General features: G+C 43.8%; 20 protein-coding genes. 14 read left to right on the plus strand and 6 right to left on the minus strand.

Features of this window, described 5'->3' with window-relative positions; genetic code table 11:
• Nucleotides 1-19: 19 nt before the first annotated feature.
• The 5 genes from ACP26M_RS01010 to ACP26M_RS01030 all read right to left on the minus strand — a co-directional run bounded on the left by ACP26M_RS01010 (nucleotide 20) and on the right by ACP26M_RS01030 (nucleotide 7,296).
• A complete protein-coding gene (locus ACP26M_RS01010; protein ID WP_426585361.1) occupies nucleotides 20-3,115 on the minus strand; it encodes an efflux RND transporter permease subunit in 3,096 nt (1,031 codons plus the stop codon).
• Nucleotides 3,115-4,044 carry an efflux RND transporter periplasmic adaptor subunit gene (locus ACP26M_RS01015; protein WP_426585363.1) on the minus strand — a complete coding sequence of 310 codons (930 nt, stop codon included), beginning with the start codon at nucleotides 4,042-4,044 and terminating at the stop codon, nucleotides 3,115-3,117. Before ACP26M_RS01015 ends, ACP26M_RS01010 begins: the two co-directional genes overlap by 1 nt.
• A 1-nt stretch (nucleotide 4,045) precedes the next feature.
• Complete coding sequence (locus ACP26M_RS01020) at nucleotides 4,046-5,293, minus strand: TolC family protein (protein ID WP_426585365.1); 1,248 nt, start codon at nucleotides 5,291-5,293, stop codon at nucleotides 4,046-4,048.
• A 78-nt stretch (nucleotides 5,294-5,371) separates the two neighbouring features.
• Nucleotides 5,372-6,619: a sensor histidine kinase gene (locus ACP26M_RS01025; RefSeq protein WP_426585367.1), complete on the minus strand. Its 1,248-nt coding sequence runs from the start codon at nucleotides 6,617-6,619 to the stop codon at nucleotides 5,372-5,374.
• A complete protein-coding gene (locus tag ACP26M_RS01030) occupies nucleotides 6,619-7,296 on the minus strand; it encodes a response regulator transcription factor (protein ID WP_090528286.1) in 678 nt (225 codons plus the stop codon). Before ACP26M_RS01030 ends, ACP26M_RS01025 begins: the two co-directional genes overlap by 1 nt.
• Nucleotides 7,297-7,442: 146 nt before the next feature.
• On the opposite strand from ACP26M_RS01030, the gene ACP26M_RS01035 reads away from it, so the two are divergent.
• Together ACP26M_RS01035 and ACP26M_RS01040 are read left to right on the plus strand one after the other, a co-directional pair.
• Nucleotides 7,443-7,856 (plus strand): EamA family transporter, encoded by a 414-nt coding sequence (locus ACP26M_RS01035; protein ID WP_129571406.1) that lies wholly within the window; start codon nucleotides 7,443-7,445, stop codon nucleotides 7,854-7,856.
• Between the two features lie 147 nt (nucleotides 7,857-8,003).
• Nucleotides 8,004-10,490, plus strand: coding sequence for a TonB-dependent receptor domain-containing protein (locus tag ACP26M_RS01040; protein ID WP_426585370.1), 2,487 nt, complete (start codon nucleotides 8,004-8,006; stop codon nucleotides 10,488-10,490).
• A 122-nt stretch (nucleotides 10,491-10,612) separates the two neighbouring features.
• Here ACP26M_RS01040 and ACP26M_RS01045 read toward each other — a convergent pair whose 3' ends face one another.
• Nucleotides 10,613-11,260, minus strand: a complete 648-nt coding sequence (locus ACP26M_RS01045) for a DUF47 domain-containing protein (RefSeq protein WP_426585372.1) — start codon at nucleotides 11,258-11,260, stop codon at nucleotides 10,613-10,615.
• Between the two features lie 291 nt (nucleotides 11,261-11,551).
• Here ACP26M_RS01045 and ACP26M_RS01050 point away from each other — a divergent pair, with 291 nt between their 5' ends.
• The 12 genes from ACP26M_RS01050 to ACP26M_RS01105 all read left to right on the plus strand — a co-directional run bounded on the left by ACP26M_RS01050 (nucleotide 11,552) and on the right by ACP26M_RS01105 (nucleotide 25,937).
• A complete protein-coding gene (locus tag ACP26M_RS01050; protein ID WP_090528273.1) occupies nucleotides 11,552-11,758 on the plus strand; it encodes a hypothetical protein in 207 nt (68 codons plus the stop codon).
• 111 nt (nucleotides 11,759-11,869) lie between these two features.
• Nucleotides 11,870-14,275: a TonB-dependent receptor gene (locus ACP26M_RS01055; protein ID WP_426585375.1), complete on the plus strand. Its 2,406-nt coding sequence runs from the start codon at nucleotides 11,870-11,872 to the stop codon at nucleotides 14,273-14,275.
• Nucleotides 14,276-14,547: 272 nt separating this feature from the next.
• Nucleotides 14,548-15,066, plus strand: a complete 519-nt coding sequence (locus ACP26M_RS01060; RefSeq protein ID WP_090528267.1) for a DUF2911 domain-containing protein — start codon at nucleotides 14,548-14,550, stop codon at nucleotides 15,064-15,066.
• A gap of 133 nt (nucleotides 15,067-15,199) precedes the next feature.
• Nucleotides 15,200-16,306: a DUF3810 domain-containing protein gene (locus ACP26M_RS01065; protein WP_426585377.1), complete on the plus strand. Its 1,107-nt coding sequence runs from the start codon at nucleotides 15,200-15,202 to the stop codon at nucleotides 16,304-16,306.
• A gap of 506 nt (nucleotides 16,307-16,812) precedes the next feature.
• Nucleotides 16,813-19,050: a penicillin acylase family protein gene (locus tag ACP26M_RS01070; RefSeq protein ID WP_426585379.1), complete on the plus strand. Its 2,238-nt coding sequence runs from the start codon at nucleotides 16,813-16,815 to the stop codon at nucleotides 19,048-19,050.
• 27 nt (nucleotides 19,051-19,077) lie between these two features.
• A complete protein-coding gene (locus tag ACP26M_RS01075) occupies nucleotides 19,078-19,566 on the plus strand; it encodes a hypothetical protein (RefSeq protein WP_090528258.1) in 489 nt (162 codons plus the stop codon).
• Between the two features lie 275 nt (nucleotides 19,567-19,841).
• Nucleotides 19,842-20,174, plus strand: coding sequence for an L-rhamnose mutarotase (locus ACP26M_RS01080; protein ID WP_426585381.1), 333 nt, complete (start codon nucleotides 19,842-19,844; stop codon nucleotides 20,172-20,174).
• 11 nt (nucleotides 20,175-20,185) lie between these two features.
• Nucleotides 20,186-21,538 (plus strand): alpha-L-fucosidase, encoded by a 1,353-nt coding sequence (locus tag ACP26M_RS01085; protein WP_426585383.1) that lies wholly within the window; start codon nucleotides 20,186-20,188, stop codon nucleotides 21,536-21,538.
• Between the two features lie 49 nt (nucleotides 21,539-21,587).
• Entirely contained in the window at nucleotides 21,588-23,249 is a 1,662-nt protein-coding gene (locus ACP26M_RS01090) for a UxaA family hydrolase (protein ID WP_426585385.1), read from the plus strand.
• Nucleotides 23,250-23,329: 80 nt separating this feature from the next.
• Nucleotides 23,330-23,749, plus strand: a complete 420-nt coding sequence (locus tag ACP26M_RS01095) for a DUF433 domain-containing protein (protein ID WP_426585387.1) — start codon at nucleotides 23,330-23,332, stop codon at nucleotides 23,747-23,749.
• A 121-nt stretch (nucleotides 23,750-23,870) separates the two neighbouring features.
• Entirely contained in the window at nucleotides 23,871-24,635 is a 765-nt protein-coding gene (locus ACP26M_RS01100; RefSeq protein ID WP_426585389.1) for an SDR family NAD(P)-dependent oxidoreductase, read from the plus strand.
• Nucleotides 24,636-24,647: 12 nt separating this feature from the next.
• Complete coding sequence (locus ACP26M_RS01105) at nucleotides 24,648-25,937, plus strand: alpha-L-fucosidase (protein ID WP_426585391.1); 1,290 nt, start codon at nucleotides 24,648-24,650, stop codon at nucleotides 25,935-25,937.
• Nucleotide 25,938: the final 1 nt, after the last annotated feature.

A 25,938-nucleotide genomic window follows, 5' to 3' on the forward strand; every position in this document is an offset into this window, starting at 1 on the left:
AATCTGTAAAAATGCTGTGTTAACCGCGGTGGCTTTCATTAATTTCATTTAAATGAGTGGTAAACCCTTTGCGGTACAATATACGTAGCATTGCCGGTAAAACAATAAGCAGTAATGGCAACGCCGCTAAAAATCCACCTATAACCGCAATAGCCAGTGGCTGATGTAATTGTGCGCCGGCACCTATGCCTAAAGCAAGCGGCAACAGGGCTATAATGGCCCCCAAAGCGGTCATCAGTTTTGGTCTTAAACGGGTACTGATGGCAAAGGTTATAGCGGCGTCAATGTTTTTATTTTCATTTTCGATAGTGCTTTCCTTAAACTGCAGGAAGGTGAAAATGGCATTTTCGCCAATAATGCCTACAATCATGATCAACCCTGTATAGCTGCCCACATTCAGCGGCGTACCGGTAATAAATAAGGCCAGGAAGCTGCCGGCGATACCTAAAATGCCAATCACCAAAATGAGGAGCGCTATCCTGAACTGCCTGAACAGGAATAATATCACACCAAAAACCAGTAAACAGGCAGTTATGAGGATGATAAGCAACTCTTTAAATGACTGCTGCTGTTGGGCGTAAGCGCCACCATATTCCACATGATAGCCGGTTGGCAGGTTTACGTTATCATGGATTGTTTTTTGAATGGCCGTTATTACGGTACCCAGGTCGCTGCCTTCCAGTCTGGCACTTACTACGTTCATGCTTTGCAGGTTTTCGCGGTTGATCTCGGCATCGCCGGGTCTTAACTCTACCGAAGCGAGTTCGGTTATAGGGATGAGTTTGCCGTTGGGTAAAAATATGTGAAGGTTATGGATATCATTCACGTTAAGCGAGCGGTTACCCGGGTAAACCATGCGAATGGGTGAGAGTTGTTCTTTCTCCAGTAAGCTGCCTATCACATTACCTTCCAGCGCGGTTTGGATCTGCATTTGCAGATCGGCGGCGGTAATTCCATACTGTGCGATTTTGCTGTAATGAGGTTGAATGCTTACCGAAGGACCGGCGATAACAATACCCGGCAGCACATCGGCAGTGCCTTTTACTTTTTCAACCAGCCCGGCTATCTGCCTTGACAGGTTTTGCAATGTTTGCTGATTATCACCAAATACTTTGATCTCGATAGGCTCGGCCGATGTGGTGAGGTCGCCAAGCATATCGGATATTACCTGGCCAAACTCAACCTGCAGCGCGGGTTGGGTTTCTTCAACCATTTTGCGCAAATCGCTAATCACCTCTTCAGTGCCTTTGGTGCGATCTTTTTTTAGCTGTATAAGATAATCGCCGCTATTAGGCTCTGTAATAAAAAAGCCCATTTGTGTACCCGTGCGGCGCGAATAGGCAGTTACATCCGGGTGTTTTATGATCTGCTTTTCTATCTGGCGCAACATCCGGTCGGTTTCTTCCAGTGATGTTCCCGGAGGTGATTTATAGTCGAGCACGATGGCGCCTTCGTCCATATCAGGCAGGAAGCCGGTCTCCAGCAATGGGGGAACAATCACAATTACGGCAGCCAATGCGGCAATAATAATAATGCTTACATAAGGGCGCAGGATAAAGAAGCTTACCCACTTTTGTTGCTTAACTGTGTGTATTTCTTCTGCCTTGGCTTTTGCTGTATTTAATTTAGGCTTACGCGTTACGAGCAGGTAAATTACCGGTAAACCGATCCAGGTTACAAAGAATGAACTCAGCAGGGTAATGATCATGGTATCGGTAAGAACCTTGAAGTAGGCCCCGGCCACACCCGTCATCAAAACAAAAGGAATAAAAATTACGATGGTACTGATAGATGAGCCCACCATGGCCGGGAAAAGATAATCAATAGCCTTGCGGACCAAATGGCTGCTCAACTCGTCCGGGTGTTCTTCGTGTACCCGATGGATCTGTTCAACCACCACAATGGCGTCATCAATAATTAACCCTATGGATGCTGCGATAGCACCCAGCGTCATGATATTAAAAGTATAGCCAAGCCAGTATAGGATAAGCAGGGTAAGCCCGAGTGTAACCGGGATGGTAATTAATATGGTGATGCTTGCCTTGAATGATCTTAAGAAGATCACGGCCACAATAATGGCCAGGAGCAAGCCTACCCAAAGGCTGTCGCTTACGCTCCTAACCGAGTCGTTCACAAAATCGGCCTGAATATAATATGGCCGGATACTTACACCCCGCGGGAGTAGTTTTTTCAGCGCGTCAATCTTATCGGCCATATCATTACTAACCGAAATGAGGTTGGCATTGGGTTGCTTTACTACGGCTATCAGTACCCCATCGTGCCCGTTGGCGTTGATGCGGGTATACTCAATCCCTTCGTTAACCTGGATGCTTGCAAAATCCTTGAGCCGTACTATCCTTTTACGGTTGTTGCTGATCACCAGGTCTTCCAGCTGATCTTTGGCGTTGATGGTAGCATCAGTAACAGTGAGGTACATGCGCTTATAATCAGACAGGTAACCCTCTGATTTTACAAAATTGGTAGTAGCAAGCGTATTGCTGATAATATCAGGCGTAAGCCCCAACGAAGTCATTTTTTGCTGATCGAGCGTGAGCCAGTATTCTTTTAATTTACCGCCGATCACCCTGATCTCCGATACCCCATCAACCTGCGACAGGAATGGTTTTACAGTGTAAGTAGCTAATTGCCTTAATTCGATAGGGGACAGGTTATGGCTTTCCAGTGTGTACCCGCTTACCGGTAAAATGGAAGGGTTCATTTTGGCTACGCTGATATTTACATCGGCAGGAAGGTCATTCTTGATCTGGTCGATGCTCGACTGGATACGCTGCTGGCTCAGGTCGATATCGGCATTCCAGTTGAGCAGGGCCGAAATTTCACAGCTTCCCCTGCTGGTAGTACTGCGTACCAGTTGCAGATCCGGCACCTGCTTAATGGCATTTTCCAGTGGTTTGGTAACCGTAACCATCATTTTATTTACCGGCTGCAGGCCCTCGTCGGCAATGATTTTGATCTTTGGGAAAGTGATTTCAGGAAAAAGCGAAGTTTGCAGTTTTGAATAAGCAAACAAACCGCCCATAATAATCAGGGCCAGCACCAGGCCTAAAGGCTTGCGATGGGTTATGAAGTAATTTTTGCGCTGATTTTCCTTCATCACTCTACAATTTTCACTTTAGCCGTATCTGCCAGTCCGTAATTACCTGTAACCACTATTTTATCATTCGCCGAAAATTTGGGGGTTAAAATTTCCACCCTGCCGCCGGCTTCAATGCCTTTGGTTATGGCGGTTTTTACCGCAGTAGTAGGATTGATCAGCTTCATTACCCAAAACTCCGTTTGTGTTTCATTGCTTAGTATGGCCGATTTTGGAAGTGATAGCGTATGCGGGCGTATCGACTTAATGATCCGCGCTTTAGCTACCAAATTTTCAGGGATGGGATTGGCGCTGTTTACCTTAAGCACAATGCCCTGGGTTTGCGACAACGAATCAACAGCAGGCATTGATGAACTTACCTGTGCCGTCAATTTTTCACCGCCGGGAAGTATAAGTTGTACGGTCTGGTTGTTTTTTACATAGCTACGCAGTTCATAGGGTAATTGCATCACAAATACAAAGCTTGAGCGATCGCTGATCACGGCAAGCTGCTCACCATCCTGTACATAATCGCCCTGCTGGTGGTTGAGCTGGGTAACGTAGCCATTGCCGGCAGCTTTTATTTTATTAATTCCCGAAAACTTAAACGTAGTATCCAGCACATTGATGCTGTTGCCAATACTCTGTGCTTCCTTGGTTTTTATGCTGAATAAAAACTCGCCTTTATTTACGTAATGCCCTGGCAGGATGTTCACCTTTTGGATGTAACCGTTAGCATTGGCCTTCACAATATTTTTTTGCTGAAAAACGGAGGTAGCGCTAAGGTCAATATAGTCAACCATAGCACTATCGGCGACTGAGGTTACGGTTACGGGCGTTTGAGCGGCTGTTTCTGCTTCGCCGGCATCATCTGCAGGTTGGGTATTGCCTTTGCAGCTATACAGCAAGGTTAAAAGGCCTGCAAACAGGTATATATGTTTAAATTTCATGTTATTTATTCCAGTAATTGAGCTGATTAATAAGTTGCAGCTTATTAATATTGGTTTGTGTTTTAAGGTTTTTTATAGCAAGGTAATTGTTAATCGCCAGCACCAGGTCGGCTACCCGCACATCGCCAGTTTGCAGCAGTTGGGTATCAACTTTTACAAGGCTTTCGGTATATTTCATCTGGTCATCAATTTGTGCTAACAGCTTTTCGGAACCCTCGATCTGCTGGTTTAACTGTGCAATCTGCTGGCGGTATTGGGTATCAAAAAATGCTTTGTAGCTGCGCCGGGTATCCTCTTCTAACGAAAGCTTACGGTACTGGATCTTGCGCTGGCCTCCATCGTACAATGGTAATGTAAAGCTAAAGCCGATGCTGGCGCCGAAATTTTTGTAGGCCGGGCCGCTCAGGAAATCGGAATTGTAACCACCGTCTGCCAACAGGTTGATCTTGGGCTTGTAGCTGAAATCAACTAATGAACGGCTATTCACCAGCTTAAGGCTGTCCGTTTTATACTGGCTGAAAAAGATGCTGTTGCTGATATCGGCCCGAATAGTTTTCTGAATGCCGGGATCCTGTAATTCAATATAGCTGGTATCGGCAATGCCGGTTAAATAGTTAAGTGTAGTATAGTCATTTTTATATTGCAGCCTTGCCTGCGACAGGGTTAGTTCCTGCTGCTTAAGGGTAACCAGAAAGGTAAGGTAATCGCTTTGGCGGTAAACATTGGTGCGGGTCAGTTTTTTAAGCAGCGCTTCCTCCCGGTTAAGCAGAGTGATCACTTCCTGGTTAAATTTTACCTGTTGCAGGCTGCCAAATGCGGCGATGTATTGCGCGGTGACTGCTTTTTTCAGATCCTGTTCAGAGATTTTAGCGGTATTGAGCACCGATTGCGATTGCAGCTTAACTGCATCTATCTGCGCGGCGATATTTTTTTTGCTATCCAGCGATTGATTAATACCCAATAGTGCATTGAGTGTATGTTCGTTGGTTATAGCAGGCGCATAACCATAGCCGCCGGCAACCGGGGCATAAAGTCCTGCACTGTTAGCGCTAACCTGTGGCCTGTAACCTGCCCTGATCCGGAGGCTGTCGAATTGGCCTGAAGCAACCTGGTTTTGCAGGTCCTTTAATAGCGGACTGTTGCTTTTGGCAAGCTCCAGGTAATGTTCAAGATTGTAGGTTTGTGCCTGTGTAGCAGCACTAAGCAGGCAAAATAAAAAGCCGAAAACCCATTTTATCCGGATGGTCAAAATAATGCGTATTGTGTTAAATAATAGCTAAGCTACACGATAATTCTGGAAAAAATTGGTAGGGGCAGTGTAACAAATTTAAAAGTTAACCGTGAAAATATGGTAAGGCTCTTCGTAACTGTAAACCAGCTGATAACCCAAACTTTCGCAGATCTGTTTGGAGATAGTGAGCCCCAGGCCGCTGCCTTCGGATGTGGATGCTTTATGAAAACGTGTAAAGATATTTTCAGGATTCAAGGCTACTTGCTCGCCGGTGTTTTTGATAGTTAAATTTTGGCTTGTGAGGCTGATGATGATCTCGCCGTTAGTTCGGTTATGCCGAACAGCGTTGATGATGAGGTTATTTAACAATATCTCAATAAGGTAATTGCTGGCATCAATTTCCTTTTCGCCAATTGTTGAAATAACTGTTATTTCTTTGTCGTTGAAAATATCTTCCAATTGATACAGCAAATCATCTATAAGTTCCTGCAAATCCAGGTGCTGTCGATCGTTCAGTAGTTTGTTCTCAATCTTGACCAATAATAACAACGATTGATTAAGCCTACTCAGGCGCGATACCGCGCTGTAAAGATCATTGAGTAACTTGCTTTGATGCTCACTAAAGTTTTCTGTCTGGATCAGGGTGTCCAACTTGGAGTTGATCACAGCGATAGGGGTAAGCAGCTCATGCGAGGCGTTTTCGGTAAAGGTTTTAAGGTCTTTGTAGTCTTTTTTTACCCGTTCGGCCATGGCGGTAACTTCGGCCTGGAGTTCGTTAAACTCGTCGATAGTAGTATTGGGAGATGGCATTTCGCGGCTGTCGGTAACGTTGAATAGTTTCAACTCGCTCAGGATACTGTAAAATGGCTGCCAAAGCCTGCCCAGGATAAGGCGGTTTGTAATGACCAGCACCAGCAGCAGTAATAAGATAACACCAATGGTAATGCCGAAGATGATCTGGATCAGGTCTTCAGTTTCTACTTTCGATTCAACTATCAGAATTTTATAATACCTGTCGCCAACTTTTACCGAACTGACCAGGCCGCGACCAGATTCCGGCTCGTCTTTTTCGCGGTAATAAGTAGTGTTAAAAAATTCGCGTTTAACAGAATTGGGTTCGGCCGAAATAAAGGTGATCTGCTGGTCTTTCGAGGCAAAAACCTGGGGCAGGTGGTGATTGAGCTTTACATAATCAAAAACTTCCTGCTCTTCAACCTTAAGTGAATTGTCTTTTTGATTAGTAAGGATGAGGCTGATAGCCTGGTAATAAATAACGCCCGTTATCAGCATGATAACGATAGTGGCAATTAAATTTACCTGGTTATACCTTTCCGAAAGCTTCATTATTGATCGGCAAATTTGTAACCCATACCATAGGCTGCATAAATATAATCCTTACCGCCTGCTTCCATTATTTTTTTGCGGATGTTTTTGATGTGCGAATAAATAAAGTCGAAATTATTGGCCAGATCGATGCCATCGCCCCATAAATGTTCGGCAATGGCGTTTTTTGAAATTACCTTGCCTTTGTTGGATATGAAATAGATAAGCAAAGCAAACTCTTTACGGGTAAACTTTACAGGGGTGCCGTTTACAGCTACGGTTTTAGCCATCAGGTCGATACTGAGCTCGTTAAAGTTAAGCACGTTGCTGCCATTGAACATTTTACGCCTGATGATGGCAGATACCCTTGCCTTCAATTCCGACAGGTGAAAGGGTTTTACCAGATAATCATCGGCACCCAGGTCAAGGCCCTGGAGGCGGTCATCGAGCGAATTTTTGGCCGATATAATGAGCACACCGTCGGTATAATTATTGGCTTTAAGCTTTTTTAATATATCAATACCATTACCTCCGGGCAGGGTGATATCCAGCAGGATGCAATCGTAACGGTATAATTCAACCTTAGCGAGCGCTGCTGCATAGCTGGCCGCGGTTTCACAAATGTTACCGGCTTCGGTAAAATATTCTTCAATACTTTCGCGCAGGCCTTCTTCGTCTTCGATGATGAGTATTTTCAAAACGTTTTTTTGATAAAGTTAAAACGCCAATTTGTACAGATTCTGGATTTTGAGTACGACTGACAGCTATCTCACAGATTTTGTACAGAATGCCTAAGCAAATTTGCACTTAGCTTGTTGCAAGTTAAATACAAAATCTGATCATTATGTGGTGGATCTACGCATTACTTTCGGCACTGTTTGCGGCGCTTACAGCCATTTTTGCCAAAATAGGGATTAAAGGAGTTGATACAGATCTTGCTACGGCCATCCGTACCGTCATAATCCTGATCCTGGCCTGGGCCATAGCGCTTTTTAAAGGGACTCATGGCGGTATCGGCAGTCTTACTAAAACCAACTGGACTTTCCTCATCTTATCTGGCTGCGCAACCGGCCTTTCGTGGATCTGTTATTTCCGCGCCCTGCAGTTGGGCAAGGTAAGCCAGGTTGCCCCGGTTGATAAACTAAGCGTTGCTTTGGCCATAGCGCTTTCTGTTATTTTCCTCGGCGAACCCTTAACTTTAAAAAACGCTATAGGCGCGCTGCTTATCATCGGCGGCACAATTGTATTGATTTTCTAATCTTTTTGTAACATGCTCATATACAATGTAACAAGCATATATACATAACAAAAACATATTGTAACAAATACACTTCAATACCATTTAATTCAGATTTAATCCAATCTTTCTTATAAAATTTGTGGTTCCAAACACCCGTATTTTATAATGAAGTCTGTTTTTTTGATATTATTTTCTTTTATTTTTATAACCACCTTACACGCCCAAACTGTCCCCGGAGCCAAGGGGAAAATCACCGGTAAAGTTACCGATGCCACTACCAAGCTGCCGGTTGACTATGCCACCGTATCTGTATTTAAACAAGGCGCTGCTTCACCCTTCAATGGCATCAGCACCGATCCCAAAGGAAATTTTAGCATAAATAACATCCCCGCCGGGGAGTATAAAATAACCGCCGAATTTTTAGGTTACCAGAAAGCAACTATCGAACATGTAATGGTTAAAGACGGAACCGTATCATTGGGCGAAATCAAATTGGCTCCGGTTGCTAATGAACTAAAAGGCGTAACCATAACTGCCAAAGTACCTACCGTAGAAAACAGGATTGACAAAATGGTTTACAACCCCCAGAACGATTTAAGTGCACAGGGCGGCGTAGCTATTGACGTATTGAAAAAAGTACCGCAGATCACGGTTGATATTGATGGTAATGTGGAGCTTCAGGGCAACGCAAATATCCGTTTTTTGATCAATGGCAAACCATCAAGCATTTTCGGGGCCAGCCTTGCCGATGCTTTGGCCAGCATCCCGGCCAGCCAGATCAAAAGTATTGAGGTGATTACCAGCCCGGGCGCTAAGTATGACGCGGCCGGTACGGGAGGTATCGTAAACATTATCCTGAAAGACAGCAAAGTGCAGGGCATTAACGGCAGCGTTAACCTATCGGCAGGTACCCGCCGAGAAAACGGTTCATTTAACCTGAATGCCCGCAAAGGCAATTTTGGTGTTAATGCTTTTTTTAGCGGTAATGCCCAAATTAATACTAATGCACCTAATACCCGTAACCGCGTATCAACTGATTCGGCCAATAATAAAACTACCTTGTTCCAGCAGGGAAGTAATAACTTTAAACGTAATGGTTACGAATCAGGGATCAATTTTTCGTGGGATATTACCCCTAAAGATCAGCTGACCGCAGGCGTAGGTTTTAACCACTTCGGTAACCATGGCAACGGAATTACCAACCAGGGTCAAAGCGAGGTTGATGCAGCGGGTAACCCGATATCTGATATCAGGAGTATCCGTAACTCAAGCAGTAAATTCAGTGGCTACTCAACCGATGTAAGTTTGAATTACAAAAAAACTTTCGCCAAAGAAGGACAGGAGCTTGATGTATTATATTCATCAAGTTTTGGCCGTAATTCGTTCAGTTCGTTCCAGCGGCAGGATTATGATTCGGGCATAACCTCATCCGGTATCTCCAACAACAATCCGGGTAAGGACAGGGAGACCGATATTTCTGTTGATTATACCCAGCCGGTAAGCAAAAACTTTACGCTGGAAACAGGCGGCAAGCTTGTATTTAATCATATTAACAACAACGTTATAACGGATACGCTTTTTGGCGGTAATACCTTTGTGCCTAACCCAAGCCAAACCTATGGTTTTACTTACGACCGTAAAGTGTATGCCTATTACCTGTCGGCATCAACATCGTTATTTGATAAGTTTTTGGATGTGAAAGCTGGTTTAAGGGATGAGTATACCACTACTACAGCCGATTTTCAGGGTGTAAATATCCCATCTTATAATATCCTTGCGCCATCATTGGTTTTCTCTCATAAGTTTGGAAACGGCGGCGAATCACTTAAATTAAGCTACACCCGCCGCATTCAGCGCCCTGATTATGGCGACCTGAACCCTTTCCTGAACATCAGCGACCCGCATAATATCAGCACCGGTAACCCAAATCTTAAACCCGAAAAGGGCGACAACTTTGAGTTGGGTTATAACAAATCATATGATAAGGGAGCCAATATCAACATAGCGGCCTTCTATCGCCGTAATACCGATGATATCCAGCAGTTCACTACCTTCTATTCTACGTTTGATGTAAACGGCACTACCTATACCGATGTGTCATTGAACCAGCGCTATAATATAGGTTCGGAAGAGCGCACCGGTATCAATATTTATGCTTCGGTACCGGTAACCAGTAAACTAAGCCTGCGTACCAATATGATTTTTAGCGACAGGCGCAGCACCAACCCTGGTTTCGCCAATGTAAGTGCCTTCGCGTATCGCCTTAACCTCAACGCGCAATATAGCTTTGGTCATGATTTGAGCGCCGAGTTTTTTGGTAACTACAATTCATCGCAAAAGGGCATCCAGGGTACCAATCCCAAATTTGTGTTTTACAATTTCGCCATGCGCAAAATGTTCATGAACAAAAAAGCCAGTATTGGGCTTACAGCTACCAATCCGTTTGCCAAATATGTGAGTCAAAGCTCATCAACCTTTGGCAGCAACTTTTATTCAACCAACCTGAGGCTGGTACCGGTACAGTCGTTCGGCATAAGCCTGAGTTATAAGTTTGGCAAGCTTGAATTTAAGAAGGAGCGGGAAAAAGAAAGAAACAATGATCAGGATAATAATGGAGGTGACAATGGCCCTCAAACTGATAAAGGGAAATAACCTCACCTAAATCCTCTCCAAAGGAGAGGACTTTAAAAACAAAAAAGCGATGAGTTATCATCGCTTTTTTTGTTTAAAATATTCTATTTAAAGCCCTCTCCTTTGGAGAGGGGTGGGTGAGGTTATCCATTCTTGATCAAAATACTTTCAATGATCAGCGTTGTATCTTCACAGCTGTCGGTTGCAGTTTCCATGGCTGCAAAAACGTCGGTGTATTTAATTAATTCGATTGGGTCGTTTTCGTTATTGAGCAGGTCGGCAAAGGCTTTATTATGAACTGAATCGGCCTGGGCCTCCAGTTTTTTGATATTGCTGCAAAGTTCAAAAATCTCTGCCGATTTGCTCAGGTTATTCATCGCGTTAACAGCTTTCTCAAGCTCGGTACTGGTTTTAAGAATCAGTGCCGATAACTCTACCATAGGCTGCGTGATAGCGGGGACATTGTAAAGATTTATCCTGCGGGCGGCCATGGTGATCCTGTCAGCTACGTCATCAATTGCCGATGCCAGGTCGCACATATCCTTACGGTTAAATGGCGAGATCAGCGTCCGGCCCGATTCTGAAAATACCCTGTGTGTTATCTCATAACTCTTAAATTTCAGCTTATCAATATGAGCAAAATTAAACTTTTGCTCGTATGATGTTGAGGCGTTAACGGCTTCATCCAACAGCCTGGCCATTTCGGTAACATTGGCTACAGCAGTGTTGAACAAATCGTAAAAAACCTGGTTTGAGTTCGGAAATATCGATTTTGAGTTAGTGCTCTTCATTGATCTGTCTTATCAGTCGTGAATTTACAGTAGTTATATTAAGCGGATTTTAAAATATGTCACTATAAATTATTCAGCGGATAAAAGTAACCATTAATATGATGCCAAATGTTAAGTTAATGTTAAGAATAGTTAGGCCAATGTAATAAAACAAAATTAATGATATTATAACTTGTTGATTTAAAGTGAAAAGAAACTCGTATATTGAATGAAGAAAATTGTGTAACATTTAAGTTTAATTAAAACAATCCTGCCATCTGCAGTATTGTATTTATATTAGTCAATCCAATTATGAAAGCCGGGGAAAAGCATTATAAATGCGTAAACAGCAAAACAGGTTACGCCATTTATTACCATTCGCTGGGTAGGGAGCTCAGCAATGAAGAAGTGAAAGCCGAATTAGAAAAAATACGTGCGCGTGTAGCTATTCAAAACGGTATTTACCTTGAAACACTCTACTGGGAAGAAATGAAGCAGGATGCCGAACTGACGCAATAGCAGGCGCGGTTTTGCAAGGGGTATAACTAATTTAAAATGAGTGTTTTTGCAAATAAATACTTATATTTAATTGCCATTATATAACCAGTTTAACCTGCTATTATCCCGCTTATGAAAAAGATAGTTTTATCGCTGTTAGCGGCATGGTATTGCTCTGTGCCTGTTTTTTCACAAAATAATAAACCGGTTTCACCTTCCGTTTCTTTAGATGCTGTGGTATCGCGCCTGCAAACTTTATCGGCCAATAAAGCGGTTGAAAAAGTGTACCTGCATTTGAATAAACCTAATTACAATGCAGGCGATACCGTATATTTCAAAGCATATGTAACCCTGGGCGAACAGCATGAGCCTTCAAAGTTAAGCGGCATGTTGCATGTCGACCTGGTTAACCCCTCCGATTCTCTGCTGCAAACAATCCCGCTGCAAGTGGTTAATGGCTTGGCCGCAGGTGATTTTAGCCTTCCCGGTATCTTGCCCGGAGGGGCCTATCGTATCAGGGCGTATACTAAGTGGATGATCGATAACGGGCAGAATTTATTTGACCGGCAGGTAAACGTCAATGGGAGGGCATTTGCGGGCAATAAAGCGTTAGTGGTTAAAGCAGGTAAACCTAACATCGCTTTTTTTCCGGAAGGGGGAAGTTTTGTAAACGGTATACCAACCAAACTGGCCTTTAAAGCTGTAAGTGCAAACGGGCCGGGGCTTGATGTTAAAGGTGTTGTGGTTGATAACACCAATGCCGAAGTAACCAGGTTTGAATCGAAACACCTGGGCATGGGGCTTATATTTATTACTGCCGAAGCAGGTAAAATTTATAAAGCTGATTTAACATATGCCGATGGTACCAAAGCGATAGTTGATTTACCGAAAGCCGATAACGAGGGGATCACATTGATGGTTAACAATGATAATCCGGATAAACTTGGCATTGAAATAAATGCCAATAAAGCTTATTACCTTAAAAATAAGAACAAAGAAATAGGTATAATTATTTATTCGGCCGGTAGTATCCGCTCGGTAAAAACCGTGCTTGATAACCAGGTGCTCGACCTAAATCTTAATAAAAAAGATTTTAAAACAGGTATAACCCGGGTAACGCTTTTTTCGGAGCAGGGCGAACCATTGAATGAGCGCCTGGTATTTATCCAAAATCCCGACCTGTTAACGATTACATCTGTTAGCGATAAACCTTTATACCCGGTAAGAGGAAAGGTGCATATTGCTATCAATACTAAAAACAAAAATGGAGAGGCGGTAAAAAGCTATTTATCAGCATCAATTATTGATGCCGGTAAAGCATCTGTAACCGGAGATGATGAAAATAGCATATTATCAAGTCTGCTGCTAACTTCTGATCTGAAAGGGGCAATTGAGCAACCCAATTATTATTTTGCTGATGTTAGCAATGATACCCGGTTTAACCTGGATGTATTGATGTTAACCCAGGGGTACCGCCACTTTGAGTGGAAGCAAGTGCTCAATGATAACAACACTGCCGCAGTGTATACTGCCGAAAACGGTTTCGATGTATCGGGCCAGGTGAAAACAATTTCGGGGAAGCCGGTTGATGGCGGTACGGTAACCCTGATGCCGCAGGCAGGCGGGGCTTTATTAACACAAACCACCGATCAGGATGGTAATTTTACTTTCAAAAATCTGGTTTATGATGATAAAACCCCGTTCATGATCCAGGCTAAAACAGCCGAAGGGAAAAGTAATACCAAAATATCCATTTCTCAGGCAAAGGCATTAACAAATATTAAAACCGGAGATTTGATGGGCCCGGCACAGGGGGTAAACGGTGCGGGCTTTGATAAAACAACGCAACAGCCGGTTTACATAGCTGATGCGAATAGCAGGGCACTTAATGCGGTTACTATTAATGAAAGAGGTATTAATGCCGGTAAACTTACTGCAGAGGTTTTGGGGAAAAATAACCTGCGAGACCAAAGCACCCTGTCAAACGGGTTGCAGGGCCGTTTAAATGGTGTTGTTTTGAGACAAGGCGTACCCTACCTGGCTGATAAGGTGAACCCGGCCATGCAGGGAGGGCCAATGTTGATCGTAGTTGATGATACCGTATTGCCGGCCGGAACAAGTATTGATAATTACAATGCTGCTGATGTTGAAAGTGTAAATGTGTTAAAAAATAACGATGCTACCATTTATGGTGTAAGGGGGGCAAATGGGGTATTGGTACTCAAAATGCGGAAAACTCAAGCTCCGGTTGTTTCAAATAATGTGATGTCGCCAGGCTTACTGTATTTTACAGCAAGGGGTTTTTACAAAGCCCGTACCTTTTATTCACCGGTTTATGAAGCATCAACAGGTGCTGATAAGAAACCTGACGCAAGAACCGCTATATACTGGAACCCCGATATTGTAACCGACAAAGATGGCAATGCCTTGTTTGATTTTTTTAATGCAGATAGCAAAGGTAATTACCGTTTGGTGATGGAGGGTATTGATGAAGCAGGCAATATAGGACGGAGCATATTAACTTATAAGGTACAATGATGCCGGCGCATAAAAAACCCTGCCATGGTAGGCAGGGTAAAAAAACCACAACAATTGTTTAACCTTTGGGCTATGAATCCCTCCGGTCGATTCCTAATTGCAATATGATCTTTCAATTATTAAACAATATAAAATCAAAATAGTTTAACCATCAGGTGTTTATTTTCAGTGTTTTATGTGTTAAAATCACCTCTCGAAGGTATTTAAACGAATAGTTGTTTTTAAACCAAATTTCAATCTATCTTTATATTAAACAATTTATGAGAAATCTTATGAAAAAATCATTTCAGCTTAAAGCAGCATTCCTGTTTGCTTTCGCCTTATTAGTATCAGCGGTAACCTTTGCCCAGGACAAACCAGCAAGCCCGCGCGATAGCGTTAGCGGTACAGCGGCTGGTTCAACTATTACTATTAACTATGGCAGCCCATCGGTTAAAGGCCGTAAAATTTGGGGAGGTCTTGAAGCTTACGGTAAAGTATGGCGTGCAGGTGCTAACGAGGCCACAACTTTTACAACAACAAAAGATATCAAAGTTGAGGGTAAACCACTGGCAGCGGGTACTTATAGCTTCTTCCTGGTCCCTGCCGAAAACGGTACCTGGACAGCTATCTTTAACAAAGTGGCCAAACAATGGGGCGCGTTTAAATACGATGAGTCAAAAGACGCCCTGCGTGTAAACGTAAAAACCAAAGCCGCGCCGATGCACGAAAGATTAGTTTATACAGTTGATGCAAAAAGCTTTTGCATGTTCTGGGATAAGATTGTAGTGCCGGTGTCTGTAAGTAAATGATATTCAGTAACCTTATTTTTCACAATTTTGAAAGCCTCCTGCCAAGGGGGCTTTTTCTATTACCCGGGTTTTTAGCGCGCAAAAGCATTCTTTTTTAAACCTGAACCCTAAAGCGCTATATTTACCTTAGATAATGCGCTACCCAACCAACAAAAAACCTGTACTAAAAAGGATCATCGCGATAATATCATTGGCATTGGCTATTTTTTTGCTGATGCTGTTTGCTGATCATCCGGCCGCTGTTGAACGTTATTATGCCAATGGTTTTTACATTATTATTTGCCGGGTTTTTCATTCCATTTTAAACATATTTCCGTTTAGTGTTGGCGACATTATATATATAGCCGTGGTTATTTATTTGATCTATGCGGTGATCAGGCTAATTGCCCTGCTGTTTAAAAAAAGGTTCCAAATGGCGGGGAGACTTTTTTTAGGATTGGTTATAGGTATCCAGGCGGGCATTGTGGCTTTTTATTTGTTGTGGGGAATGAACTATTTCAGGCTGCCGGCCTCCGAGCGGCTTGGGCTCAGCGACACGGCTTTTACAACCGCCGATCTTAAAGCCGTAACCCGCATCCTGATTGACAGCGCCAACGTTACCCGTGCACGGCTCACACCGGCAGACTGGACCCAAAGTAATACCCATATTTATAATACAGCACGGCATGCCATCGGCGTACTCAGTAAAGATTCTGTTAATTTCAGGGCTTATAGTCCTGATATAAAACCATCGATATTGACGCCCCTATTAAATTATATCGGTACGTCGGGCTATTATAACCCTTTTACCTCCGAAGCTCAGGTAAATTACCAGATGCCCATTTTTAACCGGCCCTTTGTGGTATGTCATGAAATGTCGCACCAAATGGGGTATGGGGCCGAAGATGAAGCTGATTTTGCAGGTTTTGTCATCGCCGTAAAATCGCACGACAGGTTATTGCGTTATTCGGCATATCATCTCGCCGTGCAGGAATTCATGCATTCGCTTGGTGCCCGTGATACCCTTGCTCATAAAGAACTCAAAGCGCTCATCAGCAAAGATGTACGCAGCGATTATATCACCGAGCGCAATTATTGGCTGGCCTATGAAAACAAGCTGGGTGCTATAAGCAGTATTTTTTACGATAATTTCCTGAAAGCCAACAACCAGCCCCAGGGCCTCGAAACCTATAACCGCATGGTGTTGTTAGCTATGGCGTGGTACCGAAACCAATGGTTGTCATCGGCTTCGCGTCATTAGCTTCGCGTCATTTTGTTTTACTTCATTTTGCTACGCGTCATTGAGTCATTTTGAAAGGCGATATGCGGCTGTTTTTTGGAATTATTGAGCCATGAAATACAAACAAATGACTTAATGATGCAAAGCAAAATGACTCAAGGTAAATGACCTAATGACGCGAAGCAAAATGACACAAAGTAAAATGATGCGCAGCAGATAAAAAAATGCGTTCCGTATCTCACCCCGGAACGCACACAATATCACGTCTCAAATGATATTGAATCAACTAAATCTCAGATATCATCTTAAATGCGTACCCAAGCTCTTTATATTCGGATACCGGAGTGGAAACCGGTACGAAATTTATCAAATGTTAACTGTACAGTTTTAAAGTACAGCAAATAATTACCTCAAAAAAAGCCGATTGTAAATATTTGAATAAAAACGGCGCTGCTATGTAATTATTATGAATTAATCTCCAAATTTACCTCAAAATCTTTAAAAAGCCTCGTTTACTTCACATTTATATGGATAAATTGTTTGGTAAAATTGCTGTTACTATAAAAGCAAATTTTATTATTGTTTCAATGTTTCTTCCTGCTTTGGTTTTTGCTCAAAAAATTAATCAAAAGGAAATAAAACGGGAGAAAACATTAGCAAAGTCAGTAACCATTATCAGGGATAATTGGGGAGTTCCTCACATTTATGGAAAAACAGATGCAGCTGTTGTTTTCGGATTGATGTATGCCCAGTGCGAAGATAACTTTAAAGGCATTGAACGTAACTACCTTTACCAGTTAGGCAAACAGGCCCAGGTTGACGGCGAAGCTAATTTATATACCGACGTGCAGCTGCAACTGATTGCCGATAGCGCCGACGCCATTAAAGATTATAAAACAAGCGCTCCCTGGTTCCGGAAGCTGTTGGACGCTTTTGCCGATGGCATTAATTATTACCTATACCAACATCCCGAAGTAAAACCCAAAGTATTTAAACATTTTGAACCCTGGTACGCGTTGATGTTTACCGATGGCAGCGTTGCCGCTACCGAAACCGGGGGGATTAAACTAAATGAAACCAAAGACTTTTACAGCACCGCCCCAGAAAAACTTGGCGCGGTGATCAGCCAGCCTGCAAAAAATGTTTATGATATGGTGAACGAGCGCGAAACCGGTTCAAATGGCTTTGCTATAGCACCATCCAAATCGGCATCGGGCCATGCTTTGTTGTATATCAATCCGCATGTGCCGTTCTATTTTCGCAGTGAGGTTGAGCTGGTAAGCGATGAAGGCCTTAATGCGTACGGGGCCGTTACCTGGGGCCAGTTTTTTATTTACCAGGGCTTTAACCAGCATTGCGGATGGATGCATACCAGTGCCTATGCCGATGTGGCCGATCTTTACGCCGAAAAGGTGAGCAAAAAGGATGGTAAATGGTATTACGAATATGATGGTAAGCTAAGGCCCGTTATCACCCGCGAACTATCTTTCAAAATAAAGCATAGCGATGAGATTGAACAGCGCTCTATAACAGGCTATTATACCCATCATGGCCCGGTGCTGGGTGCAAGGGATGGTAAATGGCTGGCACTTAAAGCCAACAACCGTTCATACAATGCCCTGGTTGAGTCATGGCTGATCACCAAAGCCAATAACCTGGCCGAATACAAAAAGGCCATGAACATGGTATCAAACGCTACAAACAGCACTGTTTATGCCGATGATAAAGGGAATATCATTTTTTGGTATGGCAATTATATTCCTAAACGCAACCCTAAGTATGACTGGAGCCAGCCGGTTGATGGCAGCACATCAGCTACCGAATGGCAGGGTATCCACAAACTGAGCGAGATCATTACCAATACCAACCCCGCCACCGGCTGGATCCAGAACTGTAATTCAACGCCGTATACGGCGTCGGGCACGTCAAGTCCGGATAAAAGTAAATACCCGGTTTACATGGCCCCCGACGGTGAAAACTACCGGGCGGTAACTGCTATCAGGATTTTAAAAGATGCGAAAAACCTTACGCTTGATGGCCTGGTAGCCAAAGGGTATGACCACTACCTGGCCGCTTTTGATGATCTGTTGCCCTCACTTTTTAAAGCATATGACGCAGCTCCCGATTCGGTTAAACAATCACTTGCCGGGCCAATAAAGGTCCTGCAGCAGTGGGACAGGAATACCGCTATCCATTCTGTAGCCAGTTCGCTTGCTATTGAATGGGGCGCCCTGATGATGAAAGCGCTGCCGCCGCCTCAAACCGATCTGGAAAGCACTTTTATTACCCGGCGCTTTCAAACGCTGGTTAAAACCATAAGTCCGGCGCAGCAGTTGGCCTGGTTAAACGATGTACTTCAAAATTTGCAAAGCCGTTTTGGCACCTGGAAAGTGGAGTGGGGAGAGATGAACCGTTACCAGCGCCCGGATGATGGCATTACCTTTGATGATAACAAACCCAGTATCCCGGTTGGTTTAACTGGATCGGGCTTTGGACAGCTGCCATCGTTCCAGAGCCGCACTATGAACACCAACAAGCGGTATGGATATTCGGGCAATAGTTTTATCGCTGTTGTGGAATTTGGTACACAGTTAAGGGCTAAAAGCATCGTAAACGGCGGCAGCTCTTTTGACCCTGCATCAAAAAACTTCACCGATCAGGAACAGGGCATTATTGACGGCAAATTTAAGGATGTGCTGTTTTACAAAAAAGATGTTTTAAACCATGCGCAGCGCAGCTATCATCCCGGCGACTATTTTAAATAGTAAAAAGTATATTTGGTAAGTTAAAAAATGAAGAGAACCCTGTTAATTGCCTTATTGTTGTTTTGCAGCGCAACGTTATTTGCCCAAAGCATAACCATTAATGATCTGGCAAATATCTCCAATCTTTCAAACGCCGAAGCACACAACTATCTTACCCTCGGAAAAAAATTCAAGCGCCAGTATCTCCAGGATGTTAATGGCAACAGCATTGAGCACCTGAACAGGATAGGGCCGGATAATAAGGAAGAAACCATTGTAATAGGCGTTAACAGCAAGCTAAGCAGCGGGGCTATATTGCGTACCGTTACCTATACCACTTCTACACCGCAACACATCATTAACTTAATAGGCCAGGCAAAACATATGGGCCTGATCATGAAACTCCACGGCTCTGATATTAAAAACGACATCTATCTGTTTGATAATGATTTTTTCCATATCGTAATATTCCTTAATCATGATAATATCTCCGGCTCGGTAGAAGTACACCAAAAGGAATATTTAGGATTTGATTGATTCTGAACCGTGATTTTCGGGATTTAAGGATTGCCGGGATGATAGTCGAAATATTTAAATTTTGTCCATTTAAACAATTCAAAAAAAGCCGGTTCACCCAATAGATTCCTTGAAAATCCCGGTTCAGAAAAAATCAGGACAATCCTTTAATCCTGAAAAGCATGGTTCTGATCTATGCCAAAATAGTTGAACATTTTGTTTAATTCCCGATAACTATTTACCTGCAAACCTTATTTCTTTGTATTACCGATATAAACTTTTTTGAGAGCTATTCTATGAGTAAGCGATACTGTTTAACCCTCGATCTGAAAGATGACGCGGCGCTCATTGCCGAATACGAAAAATATCACCAGGCTATTTGGCCCGAAATTCATGACAGTATTATCGCCAAAGGAATCACCAAAATGGAGATCTACCGTTTTGATAGCCGCATGTTCATGATCATGGAGGTTGATGATACTTTCAGTTTCGAAAAATCGGCAGCTTTAGATGCGGCAAACCCTAAAGTAAAGGAATGGGAAGATTTGATGTGGGGATATCAGTCGCCGGTAAAAAATGCGCCCGCGGGTGCAAAATGGGTTTTAATGGACAAAATTTTCTCCTTATAAATAGAATAGTTATGCTAAAGAAACTACAATTACTGCTGATGTTTGTGTTGCTGATGGCCCCATCGGTATTTGCGCAAAAAATGATAGGCACCGAAACCGATGCCCAGAAAGAGAAACGCATGGAATGGTGGAAGGACGACCGCTTCGGCATGTTCATTCACTGGGGCCTATACTCGCAGGCTGCCCGTCACGAATGGGTAAAGCATAACGAGAAAATTGATAACGCCGGTTACCAGAAATATTTCGACCAGTTTAACCCTGATCTTTTTGATCCGCAGAAATGGGCAAAGCAGGCCAAAGCGGCAGGGATGAAATATGCTGTGCTGACCACCAAGCACCACGAAGGATTTTGCCTGTTCGATTCAAAATTTACCGATTATAAAGCTCCCAATACCAAAGCCAAACGCGACCTGGTACGTGAATATGTGAACGCTTTCAGGGCACAGGGTTTAAAAGTGGGTTTTTATTATTCACTGTTAGACTGGCACCATCCCGATTACATAATAGATGAACATCATCCGCAGTCACCTGCCGATAAAAGTGATGCATCATACGCTAAGCTGAACAAAGGACGCGATATGGCCAAATACCGCCAGTATATGCCCGATCAGATCACCGAGTTGTTAACCAAATATGGTAAAATCGATATCCTTTGGCTTGATTTTTCTTTCCCCCGTAAGGATGGGCATGGTAAAGGTAAAGACGATTGGGGATCAGTTGAATTGCTTAAGCTGATCAGGAAGTTACAGCCAGGCATCATTGTAGATAATCGCCTTAACCTGGAAGAGTATAAAGACGGCGCCGATTTTGAAACCCCTGAACAGGTAAGCACCGCCGAGTTAGCTAAATACCGCGGCAAGACCTGGGAAACCTGCCAAACCTTTTCGGGCTCATGGGGGTACTACCGTGATGAAAATACCTGGAAAACCCATCGTCAACTGCTCGATCTGTTAATTACTTCGGTAAGCAATGGCGGCAACCTGATCCTGAATGTAGGGCCAACCGCCCGCGGCGAGTTTGACTATCGTGCTACCCGCGCGCTGGATAGCCTGGCTTACTGGATGCACGCCAACAGCAAATCGGTATACAACTGCACGTTTGCTCCTGATACTTATAAAATACCCGAGGGAACCAAGCTTACTTATAACAAAGCCGCCGGTAAACTGTATATACATTTGTTTAACTATCCGCAAGGCAAGCTGGTTTTGCCTGGTTACAAAGGCAAGATCAAATACGCGCAGTTTTTAAATGACAGCTCGGAGCTTTTATATAAGGAGGGCAGCGGTGACGACCTGGAGTTAACGCTGCCTGCACAAAAACCGCCGTATGAAATTCCGGTAATTGAACTTACGCTTCAGCAATAAGCAAAAAAATATTGTCCTTACTAAAAAAAGGACCGATCATATACAAATAATGTCAACACAAAAAGAAACATATTTAAGGATCCATCCGCATGATAACGTACTCGTAGCCTTACAGGACCTGCCGCAGGGAACCGTTATCACGTTTGATGGACAGACTTTTACACTGGTAGATAAAGTAGCAGCTAAACATAAATTCGCCATTAACGAGCTGCCGGTAGGCAAGGAAATTTACATGTACGGCGTACTGGTAGGCAAAGCCTCGGCCGTCATACCGCAGGGTGGTTTGTTAACTACCGAAAATGTACACCACGCGGCCGAAGGTTTTCACCTTGGCGAGCGCAAACTACAATGGCACCAGCCTGATACGGCTAACTTTGAAGGCAAAACCTTTATGGGCTACCACCGTGCCGATGGTTCGGTAGGTACAGGTAACTACTGGATTGTGGTACCGATGGTTTTTTGCGAAAACAGGAATATCAACGTATTAAAGGAAGCACTGGTTGATAAGCTGGGCTACAAAAAAGCCAAAAGCTACGAGGGCGATGTGGAGCAGTTGATGGAACTTTACCAGGCCGGTAAATCTGTTGAGGAAATTTTGAACGCTGATATCCAGGCATCCGAAGATAAGCCAAACTCTAAACGCTTGTTCAAAAATATCGACGGCATTAAATTTTTGAGCCATAGTATGGGTTGCGGCGGCACGCGTGAGGATTCCGATACACTTTGCGGCTTAATAGCCGGTTATGTTACCCATCCCAACGTGGCCGGCGCAACCATATTAAGCTTAGGCTGCCAGCATGCGCAGGTAAGCATTTTGCAAAATGAAATTGCCAAACGCGATGCCAATTTCAGTAAACCGCTGGTTGTACTGGAACAGCAAAAAGTAGGTACCGAAAGCGAATTATTAAAACAAGCTTTGAAGCAAACCTTCGCGGGTTTAGTGAAAGCCAATGAAGCTACCCGTCAACCTGCACCGTTGTCAAAATTGTGCGTTGGTTTGGAATGCGGCGGCTCGGACGGTTTTTCGGGCATTTCGGCTAACCCGGCATTGGGTTATTTATCCGATCTGCTGGTTACCATGGGCGGATCCGTGATCCTTTCAGAGTTCCCTGAGCTTTGCGGTGTGGAGCAGGAACTGAGCGACCGTTGTATCGATGTTGAAACCGCTAACCGTTTCATGCACCTCATGACTACTTACAATGCACGTGCAGAGGCGGATGGATCGGGCTTTTATGCTAACCCATCGCCGGGTAATATCCGCGATGGATTGATCACTGATGCTATCAAATCGGCCGGTGCGGCGAAAAAGGGTGGCACTTCACCGGTAACAGCGGTATTGGACTACCCGGAAAAAGTAACCAAACCGGGTTTGAATTTACTATGTACCCCCGGCAGCGATGTGGAAAGCACCACTGCCGAAGTTGGTGCAGGCGCCAACATCGTACTATTCACCACAGGTTTGGGTACGCCTACAGGCAACCCGGTTACCCCGGTCATCAAACTATCAACCAATACGGCCATGTTTGAGCGCATGCCCGATATTATAGATATTAACTGCGGTACCATTATTGAAGGTTCTGAGACCATTCACCAGGCCGGCGAGCGGATTCTGGATTACGTGATAAAAGTAGCCAGCGGCGAAGCAGAACCAAAATCGGTAAAACTTGGCCAGGATGATTTTATTCCGTGGAAGAGAGGGGTGTCGTTGTAGCCCCACCCAAACCCTCCCCTAAAGGGAGAGGGCTTTTGATTGGCATGATGTAAAAACAACTACAATGCAAAATTGATTTTATGAACGAAAAGCTAATCGTCTGTAATAAAAACATATGTTTTGGCATGCCAATATTAAAAGGCAGGCGATTAACAGTTTATGATATAGTGACAAAGATATATTATGAGGATATCTTAAATATAGCTTTAGAAGATTATGGTATTAGTATAGCGGAAGCTAAAGCTGCAACTAACTATTGTATGCATTTACATTGCCAACAAGATGAAAGTAGAGGACAATTTTGCAACGGATGCATTTTAGGAACAATAGAAGACGGGCATAGTTTTAACAAGGATGATTATAATCAAATTAGTGATAAGTTAACCATGTCAAAAGACGGACAATTGTTGTTTTTAGGTTCAATTGAAGAATTGGACGATGAAATGTTTGGAAAACCGGGATGGGCCATCGCCAGTGAAATTTATCGTTTACTAATTTAAGTCCGTTTCGTTTCGGCTTGCCGGAAGGAGGATAATACATTGAGAGAGAATAAAAAATATTTTTAATAAACCATTAAAAACAAAAAAGTCTCCCCTTCCGGGGGAGATTTAGAGGCGGCTTATGTTCAAACTAACCAATAAATCAGTAATTGTAACCGGCGGCGGCAGCGGCATAGGTAAAGCTATGGCCGTATTATTTGCACAACAGGGTGCCGAAGTCCATATCATCGAATTAAATGACCAGGCGGCAGCCGATACCGTAACTGAAATAACTTCGGCAGGTTGCAAAGCAACCGGCTATGCGTGTGATGTTAGTAACCAGCAGCAAGTGGTTGATACTTTTACCAAAATAGGTAAGATAGATATCCTGATCAATAACGCGGGCATAGCGCATATTGGCAGGGCAGATAATACCAGCACCGAAGATTTTGAGCGCGTATTTAATGTGAATGTTAAAGGTGCTTACAACTGTCTTTATGCAGCTCTCCCGGTATTGAAAAACAATGGCGGCGGCGTGATCCTCAACACGGCTTCAATAGCAGCCAGCGTTGGTATTACCGACAGGTTTGCTTACTCCATGAGTAAAGGCGCCATCCATGCCATGACTTTATCAGTAGCGCGTGATTTTCTCCATGATAACATCCGTTGTAACTGTATTTCACCGGCAAGGGTGCATACTCCTTTTGTGGATGGCTTTATTGCTAAAAACTATGCGGGCAGGGAAGAGGAGATCTTCGAAAAGCTCTCTAAAAGCCAGCCGATAGGCAGGATGGGCAAACCGGAAGAGGTAGCCGCTTTGGCTCTATACCTGTGTTCGGACGAGGCTGGTTTCATTACCGGTACCGATTACCCTATCGATGGCGGCTTTATCACCCTGAACAATTAAACCTGACTTGATATGATTAAAAAGCTATTATTAATGGGTATGTTGCTTGGCGCCGTACGCGCGGGCGCTCAAACCTACACGCCAACGGCCGACAACCTTGCTGCAAGGCAAAACTTCCAGGATATGAAATTTGGCTTGTTTATTCACTGGGGTATTTATAGTGAACTGGGCGCGGGCGAGTGGGTGATGAACGAAAAACATATCCCTTATGATAGTTATAAACGCCTGGCCGATTTCTTTAACCCGCAGGCTTTTAATGCCCACGACTGGGTGATGTTTGCCAAAAAAGCCGGCATGAAGTATATCACCGTTACCTCGCGTCATCATGACGGGTTCAGCATGTTTGGTACTAAAGCATCGCCGTACAATATTGTTGATGCTACGCCTTACCACAAAGATCCCTTGATGGAACTGGCGCAGGAATGCGTTAAGGAAGGCATCGAACTGCATTTTTACTATTCGCTATTGGATTGGGGCCGTAAAGATTACGCCTACGGCAGTCCGATAGTTGACGGCAAGCCCGCAAATGGCGACTGGGACAGCTACATCAATTTCATGAAAGCGCAGCTTACGGAGCTCATTACCAAATACCCCGGCGTTAAAGGCATTTGGTTTGATGGCCACTGGGAGCGTGATGTTAACTGGCATTATGACGAGATCTACGGATTGATCCATAAACTGAACCCTGCTATACTGGTAGGCAATAACCATCACCTTGAGCCAAAAGAGGGCGAAGATTTCCAGATGTTTGAGAAAGACCTGCCCGGAGCCAATACAACCGGCTTCAGCGGTAAATCAAAAATAGGTGCATTACCTTTGGAAACCTGCGAAACCATCAACAACAGCTGGGGCTTTAACATTACCGACAGGAGTTTTAAGTCATCTAAACGCATTATCCATTACCTGGTTAACGCGGCCGGTTTAAATGCGAACTTTTTATTGAACATAGGCCCGATGCCAAACGGAAAAATTCAGCCTGAATTTACCGATACGCTGGCTGTTGTTGGCGCCTGGGTACAAAAAAATGGCGAAGCGATTTACGGTACCCGCGGCAGCGGTATCCCGGCACAGCCATGGGGAGTAATCACTCAGAAAGATAAAAACCTGTATGTGCATGTGATGACAGCACCGCAACAACCCTACGTTTTCATTCCGCAATTAAAAGGAAAAGTAACTAAAGCCGCTTTACTGGCCGATGGCAGCGCGGTGAAATTTAAACAACAAACCGAGGGCGTGTTTGTATATCTTAGCGGCGTGGCAACCGACCCTAACGATACAATTATTAAACTGATAACAAACTAAT

It is taken from the genome of Mucilaginibacter sp. R-33, from assembly GCF_049949235.1.
Lineage (GTDB): Bacteria > Bacteroidota > Bacteroidia > Sphingobacteriales > Sphingobacteriaceae > Mucilaginibacter.